Source organism: Paraflavitalea devenefica (genome assembly GCF_011759375.1).
Taxonomy (GTDB): Bacteria; Bacteroidota; Bacteroidia; order Chitinophagales; family Chitinophagaceae; genus Paraflavitalea; species Paraflavitalea devenefica.
In genome coordinates this window covers 1-17,373 of sequence record NZ_JAARML010000007.1, presented here as the reverse complement: position 1 = coordinate 17,373, position 17,373 = coordinate 1, and the positions used below count along the sequence as shown (strand labels likewise).

Genomic DNA, 17,373 nt, shown 5'->3' with positions numbered 1-17,373 from the left:
TGTAATGAAACAGTAAAAGACTCAATGGTAAGAAGACTATTTTGTTGATCACCTTGCACTCATTTAGACTGAAAGAAATCCAACAGATCTTTTTGCACCTGGGCAGTGTTCTCCTGTACGATCCAGTGCCCGGCTCCTTTGATATTGGAGCCTTTCACGTTTTCAGCTATGAGTTTGCAGTGATCTACCAGGAAGGCAGCGCCAAAGTATTCGCCTCCCATCGCCAGCAAGGGCATTTTGAGCTTGTTTTTCATGAACACTTTATTGTCCAATGCGTCCTGGTCAAAAGCGCCGAACCAGTGAAAGGCGCCCGTTGTTCCGCCTTTTACTGCGTAGGCCCGTACGAATTCGTTGACCTCTTCGGGTGTGAACGCATCTTTTACGTGACCCACTACCGGCCAGAAACTGGTAAGAAACAGGCGCTCTTTCCCTGCTACCAATTCGCCGGAGGGTGGAAAGCCAAAGAACCCAAACCACCAGGCGGAGGCTTTCACCTGGCTCCAAACCGGCTCCACACCAGGCAACAATGCATCCATCAGGGCGAGTTTCTTTACCTCGCCGGAGAATTGAGCAGCATAGGCATAGGCTACCATGAGGCCAATATCGTGACCGGCCAGGTTGATGTGATCATATCCCAGTTGCTTCACCAGCCCATGGATAGCAGCGGCCATCGTTTTCTTATCGTAACCACTATCTGGCTTGCCCGATTCGCCCAGCCCCGGCAGATCGGGTGCTATGACGGTAAAATGTTTGGAGAATTCGGGTAGCAGGCGGTTCCACATATACCAGTTCTGTCCAAAACCATGTAATAACACGAGCGGTTCGCCAGTGCCACCCACCACATAGTGAATGTCGACGCCATTTACTTTCGAAACGGCGTGTTTGAAATTGGCGGGAGGAGAAGCGGCTTGGACGGTGGAAGGATTGCTGCTGCTGTCTGCCGTAGTAACAGCAGGTGAGGGCTCACTGTTGCAGGCTGCCAGCAAAAGGCCTGCGATCCAAAGTAATGATATCGATTTTTTCATGATCAATCCATACCAATTACCCTACCCATTTCATAAGTAAATGCAGTTCAACAGCTTGTTTAATGAGGGGAAAGGAGCCCACCGTGACATTTCGCGGTTTGGTTAGCGGGACCGTGAAATTTCACGGTCTATTATGTATAATTTTAGGGCAAGAGGGATTTCCGGATGCTAAAAGCGCTTATATGTGTATTTTTTATGATGGCAGTAGTTGTGCCAGCTATGGCACAGTTGCCGCCTGATCTGTCGCCCGGTGAATTGCGCCACCGGCTACAGCACAGTAAACAGGATAGCAACCGGATCTTACTGCTGCATGCGTTGGGCAAAACTTACCTTAAGGAGGAGTTCAGCGATACAAGAGCCTCGTTGATAGATACTGCCATTGGCATTTTCAGTTATGCCATCCGGCTGAGCGATACACTTCAATTAAAAAGTTTTTGGGTTGAAAGCATGTTATTAGAAGGCGATGCTCATCTTGTTAAAAAGGAAACAGCAGCCGGCGTAAAGCGTTTTTCTGAGGTGGCTGCTTTTTATCGTGCACAAGGCGACATACAAAAGGAGGCGCGAACCTGGCTGAGGCTTGCCCGGAACATAAGCTGGAATGCTGAATACTATATCGAAATTGAAGCTTATTTTGATAAGGCGATTAAGTTATACACACAGGCCCACAATGTTGAAAGAGAAGCCGCCGTCAGGACTTCCCTGGCAGATTTTCTTTTTGCTTCCAATAAATTTGATTTGGCGGAAAAGGAATTACTGAAGGCTATTGACTTACGTCGTCAAATAGGCAGTACCAAAGTATCTCTTAACTATTTCTTGCTTTCCCAGCTCAACAGGTACCGCGGGGCTTACGAAAAATCACTCTTATATGCAACGAAATCTGTTGACAATGCAACGCGAAACAATGATACCATGGATATTGATACGTTTTATGGAGAGTTGGCCCTGGTGCTCGATGAACTGGGCCGTTGCGCAGAAAGCTGCCATTGGTATCGAAAAACCCTCACTATAAGGATAGCACGAAATATAGACCGGCTAAATTTATATAAAACGGCTGGTTTACTGATCAGGCAATTGATAAAATTACATCAAAGCAGGGATGCCCTGGCTTTGATGGATAGCATGGTGGCGGCGAATCCACCGCAAGCCCTGTTTGAAAAGGCCATTGCCATGCAAAACTATGCTTATTGTTATGATGGCTTGAAGTTGTATCCCCAGGCGGAGCAATATTACAATTCCATGGCGGCCTACTTCCGGAAAGCTCCCCTGGGTGATGAATATGTTTTTGTGGGCAACCTGGATATTGGCAGGTTCTATTTGCAACGCGGGCAGTTCGCCAAAGCGCATAGTTACCTGGATTCCGCTTTAGCCTATCGGGGGGCGCGTTTGATAGACCAAAGAGAATTGCATCACATGCTTTTCTCTGCCGACTCTGCACTCGGCAATTATGCCGCTGCCATTAAAGACCTGCAACAATACCAGTTTCTCAATGATTCCATATACAATGAACGAAAAAGCAGGCAGATCGAGGAGTTGACCATTCAATATGAAACAGAAAAAAAGGAACAGAGCATTCAACTGTTGGAAAAGGAAAAGCGGATCCAGCAGACCGAGTTGACCAAAGAGAAAAATACGAGGCGCTGGACCCTGGGGGTGGCGCTATTGCTGATCATTATAGTAGCGTTGTTGGTGAATTATGCACGTTTAAAGCGACGGACCAACCGGAAATTGCAGGTTCAGCAAATACAAATTGAAAAGAAGAATGATACCTTGCAACACCTGGTGGAAGAGAAGGAGTGGCTGGTGCGGGAGATCCACCACCGGGTAAAAAACAATTTTCAGATCGTCATGGGTTTGCTGCGTACCCAATCGGCCTACCTGCAGGGAGAAGAAGCGATACAAGCGGTAGCAGAAAGCCAGCAGCGTATCCAGGCCATGTCATTGGTTCACCTGAAACTATATCAATCGGATAATCTATCGGCCATCAATATGTCTGCTTATATACATGAGTTGATAGATTGCCTGAGGGATAGCTTTCGTACGGGCAATGCCATTCGATTCAACCTGGACATTGACGCGGTAAAACTGAATATAGCGCAATGCATTCCACTTGGACTTATTCTGAATGAAGCCGTCACCAATGCTATTAAATATGCTTTTACGGGTAGGCAGGAGGGGATAATTGATGTTTCCTTGAAAAGGGGCTCCCAGGATCATTTTACCCTTTCCATCAAAGATAATGGGGGTGGCCTGCCGGCTACATTCGATAGTGCAAGCCAGTCTTCCATGGGTATGAAATTGATGCGGGGGTTGAGTGGTGATCTGGATGCAACCTTGCAGGTAAACAATGATAACGGTACCGAAATACGGCTTGACTTTATTAGTGAAGCGTGAAAAAGTAACTGAATATGAAAGAGCAAATTCTTATAGTAGAAGATCAATTTGTGGAGGCGGAAGATCTGCGCCTGTTGCTGGAGCAGGCAGGGTATGGCGTTACCGGCATCGCGCGTTCAGTGCCCCAGGCACTCGAAATGGTCAAGGATAAGAGGCCGGATTTCGTACTGTTGGACATTTTTCTAAAGGGAAAACAAACCGGCATCGATCTCGCGAAGTTGCTGGCCATCGACAATATTCCCTTTGTATACCTGTCGGCCAATTCAAACGAAGAGGTGCTGAACGCTGCCAAGCAAACACATCCCTATGGTTTTATTGTAAAACCTTACCGGAAGAAAGACCTGCTGGTGACGCTGGAGATTGCCAGGTACCGCCGTGCCCATAGTGTGGAAGCAAAATACTATAGGGAGATTGAGTTGCGCAAAATATTGAAAACGATCATCAGTGGTACCGGAACCTGGCCGCAGAAATTACTGGCCGTCACTTCAGCCCTGCAGTCGTATATTCCTTTTGACTTTCTCGTTGCCGGGTTTGATAATCTCAGACAGCCTCACTTCAAGGGCATGTGCTTTTTACGGATTGGGTTTGATGAATACCAAATGATTGGTGCGCAGGAGTTGACCACGATCACCGGGAAGCCAATAGAGGAACTTATTGCGTTGCAGGGAGGCAGTCCGCCAGTACAACAGGCCGTCTATTATGACGATGAGGCTTTTAAAAATATTTGCAGGCAGCCCTCGCTCCGGCAATTGTTTGCCGATACTTTTCAGTTGCGATCGAACCTTGAAATGCCGATGAGCATCCTGGACCGGAAATCATTCAGTTTTTGTTTGTATAGCCGGAGGCCGGATGCCTACAGCACAGAGCAAGTGGAGTTATTCGAAAGGGTCCAGTTCTCCCTGATCCAAACCATTGAGCACTTGTTACATGGTGAGATCATGGAGGAGGCTACATCGCTGCCAGCAGCCACTACAACAACGGAAAGCACTCATACCCAAAAAGGGTTTGAAGGGATCGTTGGCAAAAGCCATCTCTTGTTACATGTATTTGACCATATCACGCAGGCAGCTCCTTCTGATACATCCGTGCTTATCCTGGGAGAAAGCGGCACCGGTAAAGAAAAGATCGCCAATTGCCTCCATAACCTGTCGGCCCGGAAAGGAAAGCCATTTATTAAGTTGAATTGTGCGGCCTTGCCCGCCACCTTGATTGAATCCGAATTATTCGGCCATGAAAAAGGAGCTTTTACCGGCGCACATGAAAGAAGGATTGGGAAATTTGAAAGAGCAGACAAGGGAACCATTTTTCTCGATGAGATTGGAGAAATGCCGATGGAATTGCAGGTAAAATTATTAAGGGTATTGCAGGAGCGGGAAATAGAAAGAGTAGGGGGGAGAGATACGATCAAAGTGGATGTACGCTTCATTGCGGCTACCAATAAAAACCTGGAGAAAGAGGTGGCGGAAGGTCGTTTCCGGCTGGACCTGTACTACCGTCTGAATGTTTTCCCGATCACGCTGCCTGCCTTGCGTGACCGCAAGGAGGATATACCTGCATTGGCTTATCATTTTATGAATCACTACAGCCATAAAGCCGGGAAAAAGATCAGTGGTCTATCGGAGCAGGTGCTGTTGAAGATGATGGCTTATAACTGGCCGGGCAATATTCGTGAACTCGAACATCTAATAGAACGAAGTGTGTTGCTTGCCAAAGGAACGATCATTGAAGAGATACTATTGCCAACAGTTGAAAAAATGGAAGGGACGGCAGTTGCTGAAGACGCTGCCTTGAAAACGATCGTAGAAAACGAAAGAGACTATATCCTCTCCGTATTGCGGAAATGTCATGGAAGGATATGGGGGGCAGGTGCTGCTGCTGAGATCCTGAATATTAATCCTTCCACATTAAAGTCAAAAATGAAGAAACTCGGGATAAAGAAGGAGTACATTAAATAGAACCCATTAATGGGGGCAGCCTCTTGTGTCTTGTCGGCTTATGTGCCTACTATTCGCCTTAATCGATTCATTGTTCAAAAGCCGGGAGAATAAACCTTGCCAGGAGATCAAAGGCTTTTTTGGCTTTCCAGGAGTTGTAATTCCCTTGCGTGAAAACGACAACGATGCCCAGGCGCTCGATCGCCATAATGTATTGGCCGCCGTTTCCCGATGCAAAGAGCACATTTTCGTGGATGGTCTTTGTCCTGATCTCTTCTTTGTACCAATAATAGCCATAATAAGTGGGCTGTGGAATGGCAACAGCAGACCTGCTGAACTTCACAAACGAGAAATCCGGGATGGGAACGGGCGTGCTGGTGGATTTCTCAAGCCAGGCCGCTGATACGATCCTGTGGCCATTCCACATCCCTTTTTGAAGTATCATTTGCCCTATTTTCATCATATCAGAGGGCAGGATATAAAACGAACCGGCAGTCATTCCGTGCCCACTGGGATCTATTGTCCATCTGTAATGTTTGATGCCCATTGGGTCGAACAGATACTTTTTTGCGAAGTCCATTATAGACCTTTTTGCAACCCGGCTTATAATTCCGCTTATGATCATAGGATCACACGAAGTGTAGGCCCAAACGGTGCCCGGCTTGTGCTTCATGGGAAGATCCAGGGAAAACCTGACCCAATCCTTTGACGCCATCATATCGGTTTCGCAGTCTTTTCCGTCGTTAAACTCCTCGCAGTCAAACCCGGATTCCATTCGTAGAAGATGTTCAATCGTCATGTCCTTTTTCCAGGCATTATTGCCGGAAAAGTCCTTGTACTCAGGAAAGAAAGAATATACTTTCTGGTTGACATCTTTGATAAACCCTTGATCGACGGCAATGCCGGCCAGCAGACTGGTAATGGATTTAAAGGCCGAGCGGGAATCTTGCAGGGAATCTTTATTCCACCCGTTGAAATACTGTTCATAGATCAATTTCCCATCTTTAGAAATCAATATACTATGCATATCGGAATAGCTGTTCCCGGTAACAGCTGTCGTCATGCTGTCCAGCAGTCTACCTTTTTTTTCGTTGAGGGATTGGCTATGTACGTGATAAGTCGCAGACAGAAAGAATAGAACAATAATACACTTACTCATCTTTCAAAAATGGCCCGAATATGGCAAATGGCAAATAATTTCCATTGGCTTTTTTGCATGCGTAAACGAATGGCAACAAATTATTTATGCATTATGGCAAGTTCTGCATTATTAAGATCCAAAAGCCAGACTGTTTTGCAATCTGGCTTTTGAATTTAAAACGATAATTATCTTTTACCAAAGATTAGAATAGAACACTAAAGGAACGGGGCAACTTGAATAAATTTCACTCATCTTCCCACTGGCACAGTAAAGGTAACTTTTGACGGTGTTAAAGCAGTTTTTTCATTACCGATAACAAAATTTACCTTACCATACAGGTTTGTTTTGGTTGCACCTTTTAATTTTACTTTCACTACAAAGTCAACAGATTTCTCAAAGGCACGTGTTTTGACCTTCCACATGCCATGCTCCAGGATGACCGGCGTTCCGAATTCAAGAACGGTAGGTTCGACGACAAGAAAAGGGCTGTTACTAAATGTAAACTTTGTTGGCGTTATCCCCCCTCCCGGATTCTGGCTATAGATACGGTAGCCATCACTGATCTTCGCAGTCATATGTACCTCATAGCTACTTCCCAATTTTTTGGTGCTGTACGTCCATGTTACCGGGTTTGGGCTGGATTGTGCAAAAGTTATCAGGCCTGTCAGAACGAATAAAGAAGATAAAATAGCTCTTTTCATTAAAAATGGTTTTGCTGTTGCTATGATTGACTCCTCATTAATCTGAAAATAAAATGGCTAAATGTTAGAAGTTCTTTAAAGTTGTAGAAAATCTGTGGAATGTCCAAATCGGGTCGTGGCTCAGTTCGCCGGTAACTCTTCTATAGCCGTGTAGAATTACAGCAAATGAGAACGCTTTGTAAACTAATAGTTTACAAAGCGTCGTGCCCGGAACAGGAAAATTATCTAACCAATTGTTGCATGACCTGATCGTCTTTAACGAATTGCCGGATAACAAATAGTAGAAAAGCAGACCGCCTGATAACCCAACCCCGCCCGCTTCCTACTGCTGCCGGTGAAATCGTAAAGCCAGTGACACCGGTACCTTGTCTTCCAGCAACTCGTCTTTCACAAGTCCCAATACACTGCCTGACTGGTAAGTGATCCCCCATTTCGTACGGTCTATTGTGAGCGACGCTGTGGCAACAATATCCTCCCCATTCCTGACAATGATGGCCGGAAAATGGAGCTCCTGTGTAATGGCCCGCAAGGTTAGTTGCCCGGTAATATAATAAGAAGAATCGCCGGAGGTTTTAATTGCTTTGGTTAATTGAAACGTACCCTTGGGATACTTCTTGACATCAAAGAAGTCAGGGTCTTTCAGATGCGATACCACTCCGTTATCGCTGCTCGTGTCTTTCTTGTCGGTAAGGGTAATCGTATTCATATCCAGTTCAAAATAGCCACCTGCAATAGTGCCGTTGGCATCGAAAGCCAGGGTGCCCGTCCGGGGTTTGATATAGCCTTGATGTCCATTTCCTCCCACGACATGCATGCCTTTCCAATTGACAAAACTTTCTGGTATAACAAGGGAATAACCCACTACACTTCCCGCTGGGGTGGAAGGTGCCGGCTCTGTAATAGCAGGTGTAGGGGCAGCGATAGCCGCCGCTGAACGATCCCGGCAGGCGATGGCGCCGGTAAGGCACAAGGGGGCGCAGACGAACAATAAGATTGACCGCATAAGATGTTGATTTATGTGATGATGAAAGCTGAAACAAACAAGCCCGGGTTGTTGATACAAACCTATAGTGTCCGTCCGCAGGAGTGGTAAAAGCGTGGTAAAAACTTTGTAAACGAATGTAAAATCTGTTCGGTGTAGAAGAGAATCTTGGTCTTATTGCTGACTTTCTTGCCTTGCATCGTACTTTTTTTTGCTCTCCGGGGTGATCTTCCTACCTTTTTAGACACATATTAATAAACGGCACTTGAAATGATCACACCAATGGAAGATCCGATCATACAGCTGTACCGGGACAGTTTCCCGGACGTCGCGCGGATGATCCGGCGGAAAGGCGGGACCCTTGAAGAAGCGAAAGACGCCTTTCATGACGCGCTGCTGATCTATATGGAAAAAGAAAAAGCAGGGCGGCTGCAGCTGCATTCATCGCCGAAGGCATACCTGTTGGGAACAGCCAGGATATGTTGGCTGCGTGCACGGGGGGCAACGGTGGCGTTGCCTGAAGCGTTCGATGCTGCGGAGCCGGAGGATGCGGGCATGGAGGAAAGAGAGCAAAGCCTCCGGGCATCTCTGGTCAGAAGCGGGAAGAAATGCCTGGAGCTATTGAAGGCTTTCTATTATGACCATTGTTCTATGCAGGACATTGCGGCCCGGTTTGGTTTCAATGGCACAAGGTCCGCCACTGTACAGAAGTACAAATGCCTGGAGAAGGTCCGGAAGGAAATAAAAACAAACAAGGTTTATGCGCAGTGAACTGAACGAGATCTGTTTGATCGACCAGTGGCTGCTTCATCAGCTCCCTGAAGCCGAAGCAAAAGACTTTGAAGCCAGACTGCTGTTGGACGAGGCGTTCGCCGAAAAGGTCGAGGCTCAGCGCATCTGTCACCGACTGATACGTCACTATGCCCGGAGGCAGGAGCGCTTCCGGCTGGAAGCGATCTACAGGCTACTCATGGAGGAAGCCGGTTTTGCCCATCAATTGAACACAATTTTTACCTGATATGATCATCCCAACCGTCATTGACAGCGCCACCAGGGGCGCCTACGACATTTACAGCCTGCTGCTGAAGGAGCGCATCGTGTATTTAGGAACGGCCATCGAAGAGAATGTCGCCAACCTGGTCGTAGCGCAGCTGCTCTACCTGGATAGCGAGAATCACAACCCCATCATGCTTTACCTCAACAGCCCGGGCGGCATTGTCTATGGTGGCTTTGCCATCTATGACACCATGCGGAAGCTGAAATCACCGGTGGCCACGGTGGCGATGGGATTCTGCGGCAGCATGAGTACTTTTCTGCTGACGGCGGGTCAGAAAGGACAACGCTACGCCCTGCCCTATGCCACCATCCATATGCATCCGACAGGCGGGGGCGCTAAAGGATATACAGAGGATGTCCGCATCGCGTACAAGGAGCAGGAGCGGTTGCAAAACCAGATATTCCACCTGATGGGGAAGTTTTCCGGCCACAGCCGCGAAGAGATTGAAGAGCTTTTTCGCAGGGACAGGTTCATGAATAGCCTCGAGGCCCGGCAGTTTGGCTTTATTGATGAGGTCCTGGGCGATACGGATGATCTCATCGCGATTGATGAGGTGCAGCAGACGAAAATCCATTTTCACGCGCCAGGGAAAAACAGGGAAAGTATCGGATTTAAGCAGCACCCGGCGACTTCTACTCCCTGATTCCCACGGAGGCTGAGAGTTTCGCGTGGCTCACGCAATCATTTTGTATCCTTTACCATGCACATTTGCAATCTTAACAGACGGATCAGCGCTTAATCTCTTCCGGAGTTTGGATATCAAAACGTCCACATTGCGGGTGATCACAAAAATGCCGTCATCCTCCCAGATTTCTTTCATCAGGAGGTCCCGACCAACTACCTCGTTCTGGTTTGACGCAAGTATGCTTAGTGCTTTCGCTTCTTTAACAGAAAGCTCAATGGTTTCGCCGTTAAGGCTAAGAACTCCTTTTGATTCGAAGAATACAAAATTCCCCAACTTTTTACAATCAGCAATGACCGGAACGGGTTCAACTTTGCTTGATAGCGATTCATCAACTTTTTCCTCTATAAGTTCCTGGGGTGCTGAAATTCTATTCCGTCTGCGAGCGAAATAAAGCCCTGCAAAAGCTACCGGGATAAATGCAAGCAAAAGCCAGCCGTAGTTAAATGATTTTTTTGCGGGGAATGAAATTTCAATTACATAGCAACCTGTTTTCTGTTTGCGTCCCCGGCAGGGTTTCAAATCGCCCCTGGCTCTGTTTACTTCATAAGCAAAAATGGTCTGGTTTTGAGAGCACTCATTTACACTCACCGTATAATCTCCCAGCCTGTCTGTTTTTGCCAGTTGCTGATGTACCAGATTCATTAACGTGTCAGGGGTGAACCCAAAACTATTCTCAAAGGAAATCCGGAAGGTTTTTTCATTGACTGTTTTAACCGGCAATACCCGGGACGTCGAATCTTTGGAATGAAGCAACACCTGGTGCCCGATATTACGAAGCACAATCTCCAGGTGCTTATCAGGCTGCTCAGTTTCCTTTTTTGCAAAGGCCATAACAAATACTATCATGGATACTGAAAGGACAGCGAATAAAGAATATTGCTTCATATTGATAAAGCTAAGCATGGACCACTAATGTAAATCGATTTTAAACAGCATTTACATTGTTTTACAACTTTTTTTACACTCTTTCAGGCTACACTGACAGAATAACGGATAGGTTTGTCAGCTATGAAAAAAATTAGTTTGGCCCTCCTTTTGTGCCATTGGCTTACAGCCGTCACCGCACAGCAGCATTATTCTAAAGCCGTAAACGAACAGATCGCCCGGGTGGAGACCAACCTATCGGGCGGCCTGGTCATCGACGGTAAACCGTTTACCCTTTCCGAAAGGATGAAGCATTACAACGTGGCGGGATTAAGTGTCGCTGTTATCGACAACTACCAGATTGTGTGGGCCAAAGGGTATGGTTATGCCGACAAAAAAGAAGGCAGGAAAGTAACTGCCAATACGATGTTTGAACCCGGATCGATCAGTAAGTCACTAAACGCCGTAGGTATCTTACACCTGGCGCAGCAGGGAAAACTGGATCTTTACCAGGACATCAACCAGTACCTGGGCAACTGGAAATTCCCTTATGACACCGTGTCCCATGGCAAGAAAATTACCACGGCCCAGTTACTCAGCCATACGGCCGGACTGGGGGTTCATGGTTTCCCCGGTTACCACCGCGATAGTGCAATTGCATCGGTCACCGATATTTTAGATGGCCGGGCTCCGTCGAACACGGAAGCTGTACGATCGCTGGCAGAACCGGGTACGGGACCCCGCTATTCAGGGGGAGGCACCCTTATAACGCAACAAATGCTTACCGATCTTACGAAACAGCCGTATGAGCAATACATGTATGAGCATGTGCTCCGGCCACTGGGAATGACCAACAGTTCTTTCAATCAGCCCCCTGCAGCCAGCCAACGGAAAAATCTGGCAACAGGATATAAAACCAATGGCAATGAAGTCCCGGGCAAGTATTTTGTATATCCGGAAAAAGCAGCGGCCGGATTATGGACCACACCCACAGATATATGCAAATACATTGTTGAAATGCAGCAGGCTTACCAGGGAAAGTCATCAAAAGTGTTGAACCAGGAAATGGTGAAATTGCATGTAACGCCCTATAAAAATGATGTTGCCATGGGAACCTTCCTGCAAAACAGGAATGGCGAAAAATACTTTGTTCATTCGGCGAGTAACGAGGGATTCACGGGTTATTTCCTTGGCGGACTCACCAATGGAAAAGGAGTGGCGTTGTTTGTGAATTCCGAAGATGGTTACGTTTTACTGGAGTTACTCAACAGCATAGCGCTGGTATACAACTGGGAAGGTTTTAGAAAACCTGAGCAAATAACGACTGTGCCAGTAAACGACACGCTCACCTCGAAATACATCGGCGAATATATAACAGACGGATTTCTTTCAGAAATAAAAAAAGAAAAAGACGGGCTTTACTTCTGGACCGATGGCATCAACAGCAAAATGTATTTTACGTCGTCAACCGATTTTCGCAACATCGAATTAGGGGGCACAAAGACTTTTACTTTCGATAACGCCGGGACAGTAACCGGTTATTCGAATACGATTAATGGCCGGCTGCGTGCAACTGGACAAAAGATAACCACTTTAGATACACTGAAACCGAGACCCGGGCAATCGGGTCCTTTCGGTCGTCATTTGCTGGAAACTAAAAATTATGACAAGGCGATTAGCTTCTTATCGAAGGGTTTGGCCAGCGAACCTTCAGACTCGTCAATGTTAAAAAACCTGGCTCACTCGCATCTCTTTAAGGGCGATGTCACCAAAGCGATCGAGCTATATCGACAATATTTAAAGTCAGGGCACACTGGGAACGAGTTAAGTAAAAGTTTGAAAAATGATTTTGAATATTTCAGGAATGCGGGGTTTGACCCTTCAGCCATCAAAAAGGCAAGCGAGATACTTTCACTATAGGATCAATAAAGAAATTATGAAATACGCACACATATATACTTTGTTCCTGATGCTTGTTTTTAACACCGCCTGTGGACAAGAGCAAACTGAACCACATAAAGATAATATCAATTACAATATCAAAGACACAGTCACTTCCTACGGGCCTTACAGAATGGTTCGGAATGTAAAGCAAGATAGAAACGGAAACATTTTGTTTGCTGCATCATGGGGTGGTGTTTTTAGATACGATGGGAAATCTTTTACCAATGTTACAAGTAAAATCGGTTCGCACAGATACTGGGATGTTCTGGAAGATCGACGCGGAAACCTTTGGTTCGCTTCCACTGATTCCGGAGTTTATAATTACAATGGCAAATCCTTTCAACATTTTACAACCAGGGAGGGACTTGCCAATAATCGGGTTATGTGTATTTATGAAGATAAAGCCGGTAATATTTGGTTCGGAACCGGAGGTGGAGTAAGCCGTTACGATGGGAAATCCTTTCGAAATTTTACAATGAAAGAAGGACTTTCCAATAATGATATCAATACTATTATGGAAGACAAAACCGGGAAAATTTGGTTTGGCACAAGGGGCGATGCCTGTTATTATGATGGAAAAACATTTACTGTTTTCAGAAATAAAGACGGTGAAGCCTTTTACAATGTTTGGGGTATAACCGAAGATAAAAAAGGAAACATCTGGACTACTGGTGCAGTAAATCCTAATGGGCTCGGGGCCTGGGCGCTTTCTCGTTATGATCAAAAGTCCTTGTACAATAAAAACCCCGCTGTAACCGAAATAATGTCAACAGAAAAATTCCTTTGTGGGATATTGGAAGCTAACGATGGAAGTATTTGGTTTGGATCTTTGTACGGAGTGTATCGTTATGATGGAAAGACCATCACGGACTTTACAAGAAAAGAGGATCAGAAATATCGCTCATTATTTTGATGTTAAAAAATTTCCCTTTTCTACAATTGCCATTACCAGGGTTGCATCAGTAAATGGTGAGCATAAGGAAATTACAGGGAACCTGACCATTAAAGGTATCACACACCCCGTTACTTTTCCGGTCAAAATGGAAATGAAAGACGGAATTGTCAAAGCCAGTGGTAAGCTGGTCATTGATCGGACAAAATGGGATGTCCGTTATAAATCAGGAAAGTTCTTTGATGATTTAAAGCTAAAAACATCAATGACAATTTGAACAATGAAAAAATATTTCTATCAAACGCAAGCTTTTACTTTTCTCACAATATTAATTGTTGGCACTGCCTGCAATGGACAAGTAAAAAATGACTCACCAAAAGAAAAGGTTGAACATCCCAAACTTATAAAAACCATCGGCAACCCGGGATATGGCAATGTTCAATGTGGCCTGCAGGACAAAGCCGGTAACCTTTGGTTCGGAACCACAGAAAATGGGCTTTATAAATATGACGGAAAATCGTTTCGCCAATTTTTAGTGGCCGATGGGCTAATCAGTAATAATATTTTTTCCATTCTGGAAGATAAAGAGGGTAAAATCTGGATAGGTACTTATTCGGGACTTTGTCTTTATGATGGTAAAACATTTGCTACAATCCAGATTCCTTTACGAAAAAAACTGCCTCCCAACCAGTTTAGAAAAACGCAGCATGTATTCAGTATCATGCAAGCAAAAAGCGGAAAGCTTTGGTTCGCCACAATTGATGATGTTTATATCTACGATGGCAAATCATTTACTCCGTTTATAATTACTGATACTTTAGGTGGCTGGCGTTATGTGGAACATATTTTAGAAGATAAAGCAGGTAACATGTGGTTTGGTGGGCGAGGTGTTAAGGGTGTGTATCGTTATGATGGTAAATCTGTAATCAACATTAATCTAAAAGAACTAAGTACGTTTCGATTCGATTCGGTTCGAACCGGTCATAATTGGGCATGGCCTCAATTGCAAGACAAAAATGGGAATATTTGGTTCAGCAATTGGGGTGGGGTCTACCGGTATGATGGCAAATCATTTACAAGTTTTACAAAAAAAGATGGCTTATCCGGTGATATGGTTGCCCGAATTATAGAAGACAAAAAGGGAAACCTTTGGTTTGGTGGTGCTGGACTTAGCCGTTACGATGGTAAATCTTTCACTCGCTTTACAACAAAAGATGGACTACTCAATAACAGTATTTGGTCAATTTTGGAAGATAAAACTGGAAATCTTTGGGTGGGCACGAGAGAAACAGGTCTCTACCTTTACGATGGAAAAACATTTGTTGTTTATTCGGAATATAAACACCAGCCTGTAATGGACTAACAAAAGCAACGAACTGCAACATCGTATTGGTAATAGTGCGGCTATATTTAAGTGCTGTGCGTCATATAAAAAAATACCGTCAGAATGAAAGTAAAATCAGATAGACAAAACACATTTATCCTTTGCTGCACATTTTTGATTATTGTAACAAACTCTTGCATCAATCAAAGTAAATCAAATAAGGAAAATCAGATAGTACAGACTAAAACTGACAGCAAATTGTTGAAATACACAACAGCGGTTCGTTCAATTTTAGAAGATAGTAAGGGAAATATTTGGTTTGGCAGTTACAACGAAGGAGTGTGTTTGCTTCATAATGGGGAGTTCCAATATTTCACAACAGAAAACGGATTAAGTAACAACCAGGTAAGGAGCATTTATGAAGATAAAAATGGCATAATCTGGTTTGAATGTGGGAGAGGGTTAAGTACTTATGATGGGAAAGAAATAACTACATACAGGGAACGAAACTACAACGCAAAGAACGAATGGAAGTTAAACGAAAGTGACCTTTGGTTTAAAGGCGATGAAACTTCTGGCTACAATAAACTTGAAGGGTATGCCGGGGTGTATCAATATGACGGACAACAGCTTTCGTATCGCACATTTCCTGTTACACCAAAATTAGGGAATGAATTTCCCTATCCGGTTTCAACACCTTTTGTAAAAAGTAAAAATGGATCGGTTTGGTTTGGAACCTACGGCGCGGTAATTGGATACAATGGCGCCAATTTTAAAATATTAGACAAAGAATATCTTGGGCTAAACGAACAAACTGGTTTTTTGCATATCCGGAGCATAATGGAAGACAGCAAAGGAAATCTTTGGATTGGTAATAATGGAAGTGGTGTTTTGAAATATGACGGGGAAAAAGCGATCAATTTCACAGAGCAACAAAAACTGAAAAAGGAGGACACCAAAGGCAATTCTCTTGAGAGTGTTTTCTCCATTGGAGAGGATACTTCAGGAAATATTTGGTTTGGGACTGTAGAATTTGGTGCATGGAGATATGATGGTAATTCCGTGAAAAATTTTACTAAAGAGGATGGACTTGAGAGTAAACACATTTGGTTTATATATAAAAGCAAACAAGGAGAATTATGGTTTGGAGGAGCAGACCCAAGTGGCGTATATCGATTCAATGGCAATTCTTTTGAAAGAAAATATTAACTAGAAGTACGAACGCACAAAAGGTTTGCCGCAAGGCTGCGGACGGAATCTGGCTTGCTAAACTACCGCCACATAAAGTTTTCTGCTATGCTGGCAGATAAATATATACAGATCATTCCATTCGCTTATAATCTGTGGTTCAGCCTGGGTAGATGGAACCGAACAACCGAATATACATCAACTACATTCTTTTATACTCGGCGTCAGGAATCGAGCCTAAAAACTATTCCTGTATAATGATTTAGATATTAGTTTATAAAAGACGAAGTTAGTCCGAAATGAAAAAGACTTCAAGTCCAACGACTTAAAGCCTTTTTGTTTTCAGTGCCCCACGTAAGAGAATTATCGAACCAGGAGAAAGAAGATTTAAGCCTTATTTTTAAACTTAAATTGTGTAAATTATTGGCATGTTGACCCATCATTCCTCGATGTTGACCCACCCCTGATGGTAGGCAATAAAAGAAAGAGCTTGATGCGTGTTAAAAATACAAAGGGTTATTGATTGGCTTTTGATTTTTTCCTTCTCAGGGATTCACCTTTAAGCTCAATACGCAGTGCATTAGCTGTCATTCTGTCCATGATAGCATCCGCAAGCGTTGGGTCATTGATATATTCATACCATTTGGCCACGGGAAGTTGAGAAGTAACTATAATGCTTTTCTTTCCATAGCGGTCTTCCAATAATTGTAATAAAGTAAGTCGTATTTCCTGGGTCAGCGGCTGCAGGCCAAAGTCATCCAGTATGATCAGGGTTTGACGTTCCAGGTGATTGAGCATTTTAATGTATGACCCATCCAGTTTGGATAGCGTTACTTTCTCAATAAGCCGGTTCATGTTGAGATAGGCGGTTTTATATCCCTGCAGGCAGGCCTGGTGTCCGAGGGCGCAAGCCAGGAAGCTCTTGCCGCAGCCGGTAGCGCCGGTGATCAGGATGTTTTCTCCCTGTTGCAAGTAACGCCCTTCAGCCAGCAGTGCCAGTTGTGGTTTGGTCAGGTTGCGCGTAGCGCTACATTCGACCTGTTCCAGTGTAGCGGGCAGGCGTAGCTTGGCCAGTTTAAGGTAATAGGCTGTTTTTTCATTAGCCCTGTTCAGCGCTTCTGCCTGTAACAAGCAGGCTACCAGTTCGTGACTTTCCAGTTGCTGATCCATGGATAGTTCCAGTTGAGCATGGTAGGCCTGATGCATGCCCTGTAACCTGAGTTGTTTCATTTGTTCCAGTGTTTG

The 17,373-nt window shown here is 44.8% G+C and carries 16 protein-coding genes; 10 read left to right on the top strand and 6 right to left on the bottom strand.

The window, feature by feature from the left end; genetic code table 11:
* Nucleotides 1-59: 59 nt before the first annotated feature.
* Nucleotides 60-1,025 carry an alpha/beta fold hydrolase gene (locus HB364_RS29110; RefSeq protein ID WP_167291963.1) on the bottom strand — a complete coding sequence of 322 codons (966 nt, stop codon included), beginning with the start codon at nt 1,023-1,025 and terminating at the stop codon, nt 60-62.
* A 195-nt stretch (nt 1,026-1,220) separates the two neighbouring features.
* On the opposite strand from HB364_RS29110, the gene HB364_RS29105 reads away from it, so the two are divergent.
* Both HB364_RS29105 and HB364_RS29100 read left to right on the top strand, forming a co-directional pair.
* Nucleotides 1,221-3,416, top strand: a complete 2,196-nt coding sequence (locus HB364_RS29105; protein ID WP_246228654.1) for a sensor histidine kinase — start codon at nt 1,221-1,223, stop codon at nt 3,414-3,416.
* 14 nt (nt 3,417-3,430) lie between these two features.
* Nucleotides 3,431-5,371, top strand: coding sequence for a sigma 54-interacting response regulator (locus tag HB364_RS29100; RefSeq protein WP_167291961.1), 1,941 nt, complete (start codon nt 3,431-3,433; stop codon nt 5,369-5,371).
* A 67-nt stretch (nt 5,372-5,438) separates the two neighbouring features.
* Here the strand turns inward: HB364_RS29100 and HB364_RS29095 are convergent, their stop codons facing one another.
* The 3 genes from HB364_RS29095 to HB364_RS29085 form a co-directional block, all read right to left on the bottom strand.
* Nucleotides 5,439-6,413 carry a serine hydrolase domain-containing protein gene (locus HB364_RS29095; protein WP_167291960.1) on the bottom strand — a complete coding sequence of 325 codons (975 nt, stop codon included), beginning with the start codon at nt 6,411-6,413 and terminating at the stop codon, nt 5,439-5,441.
* Between the two features lie 326 nt (nt 6,414-6,739).
* A complete protein-coding gene (locus HB364_RS29090) occupies nt 6,740-7,192 on the bottom strand; it encodes a hypothetical protein (protein WP_167291959.1) in 453 nt (150 codons plus the stop codon).
* 322 nt (nt 7,193-7,514) lie between these two features.
* Nucleotides 7,515-8,195 carry a YceI family protein gene (locus tag HB364_RS29085; RefSeq protein ID WP_167291958.1) on the bottom strand — a complete coding sequence of 227 codons (681 nt, stop codon included), beginning with the start codon at nt 8,193-8,195 and terminating at the stop codon, nt 7,515-7,517.
* A gap of 249 nt (nt 8,196-8,444) precedes the next feature.
* Between HB364_RS29085 and HB364_RS29080 the strand changes: the two genes are divergently transcribed.
* Genes HB364_RS29080 through HB364_RS29070 form a run of 3 tightly spaced genes read left to right on the top strand, consistent with a single transcriptional unit; the run spans nt 8,445 to nt 9,874 of the window.
* Complete coding sequence (locus HB364_RS29080; protein WP_167291957.1) at nt 8,445-8,945, top strand: RNA polymerase sigma factor; 501 nt, start codon at nt 8,445-8,447, stop codon at nt 8,943-8,945.
* The gene (locus tag HB364_RS29075) at nt 8,935-9,192 is read left to right on the top strand and encodes a hypothetical protein (RefSeq protein ID WP_167291956.1); all 258 of its coding nucleotides are present in this window, start codon (nt 8,935-8,937) and stop codon (nt 9,190-9,192) included. Before HB364_RS29080 ends, HB364_RS29075 begins: the two co-directional genes overlap by 11 nt.
* Nucleotide 9,193: 1 nt before the next feature.
* Nucleotides 9,194-9,874, top strand: coding sequence for a ClpP family protease (locus HB364_RS29070; RefSeq protein ID WP_167291955.1), 681 nt, complete (start codon nt 9,194-9,196; stop codon nt 9,872-9,874).
* 30 nt (nt 9,875-9,904) lie between these two features.
* On the opposite strand, the gene HB364_RS29065 is transcribed toward HB364_RS29070, so the two are convergent.
* Nucleotides 9,905-10,801, bottom strand: a complete 897-nt coding sequence (locus tag HB364_RS29065; RefSeq protein ID WP_167291954.1) for a winged helix-turn-helix domain-containing protein — start codon at nt 10,799-10,801, stop codon at nt 9,905-9,907.
* 138 nt (nt 10,802-10,939) lie between these two features.
* Here HB364_RS29065 and HB364_RS29060 point away from each other — a divergent pair, with 138 nt between their 5' ends.
* The 5 genes from HB364_RS29060 to HB364_RS29040 all read left to right on the top strand — a co-directional run bounded on the left by HB364_RS29060 (nt 10,940) and on the right by HB364_RS29040 (nt 16,149).
* The gene (locus tag HB364_RS29060; protein ID WP_167291953.1) at nt 10,940-12,700 is read left to right on the top strand and encodes a serine hydrolase domain-containing protein; all 1,761 of its coding nucleotides are present in this window, start codon (nt 10,940-10,942) and stop codon (nt 12,698-12,700) included.
* Between the two features lie 16 nt (nt 12,701-12,716).
* A complete protein-coding gene (locus HB364_RS29055; RefSeq protein WP_167291952.1) occupies nt 12,717-13,637 on the top strand; it encodes a ligand-binding sensor domain-containing protein in 921 nt (306 codons plus the stop codon).
* Nucleotides 13,576-13,893: a YceI family protein gene (locus HB364_RS29050; RefSeq protein ID WP_208420133.1), complete on the top strand. Its 318-nt coding sequence runs from the start codon at nt 13,576-13,578 to the stop codon at nt 13,891-13,893. Before HB364_RS29055 ends, HB364_RS29050 begins: the two co-directional genes overlap by 62 nt.
* Before the next feature lie 3 nt (nt 13,894-13,896).
* Nucleotides 13,897-14,979 carry a ligand-binding sensor domain-containing protein gene (locus tag HB364_RS29045; protein ID WP_167291950.1) on the top strand — a complete coding sequence of 361 codons (1,083 nt, stop codon included), beginning with the start codon at nt 13,897-13,899 and terminating at the stop codon, nt 14,977-14,979.
* Nucleotides 14,980-15,063: 84 nt separating this feature from the next.
* The gene (locus HB364_RS29040; protein ID WP_167291949.1) at nt 15,064-16,149 is read left to right on the top strand and encodes a ligand-binding sensor domain-containing protein; all 1,086 of its coding nucleotides are present in this window, start codon (nt 15,064-15,066) and stop codon (nt 16,147-16,149) included.
* Nucleotides 16,150-16,644: 495 nt separating this feature from the next.
* On the opposite strand, the gene istB is transcribed toward HB364_RS29040, so the two are convergent.
* Nucleotides 16,645-17,373: IS21-like element helper ATPase IstB (gene istB / locus HB364_RS29035; RefSeq protein WP_167291948.1), on the bottom strand; the 729-nt coding region annotated here is incomplete at its 5' end.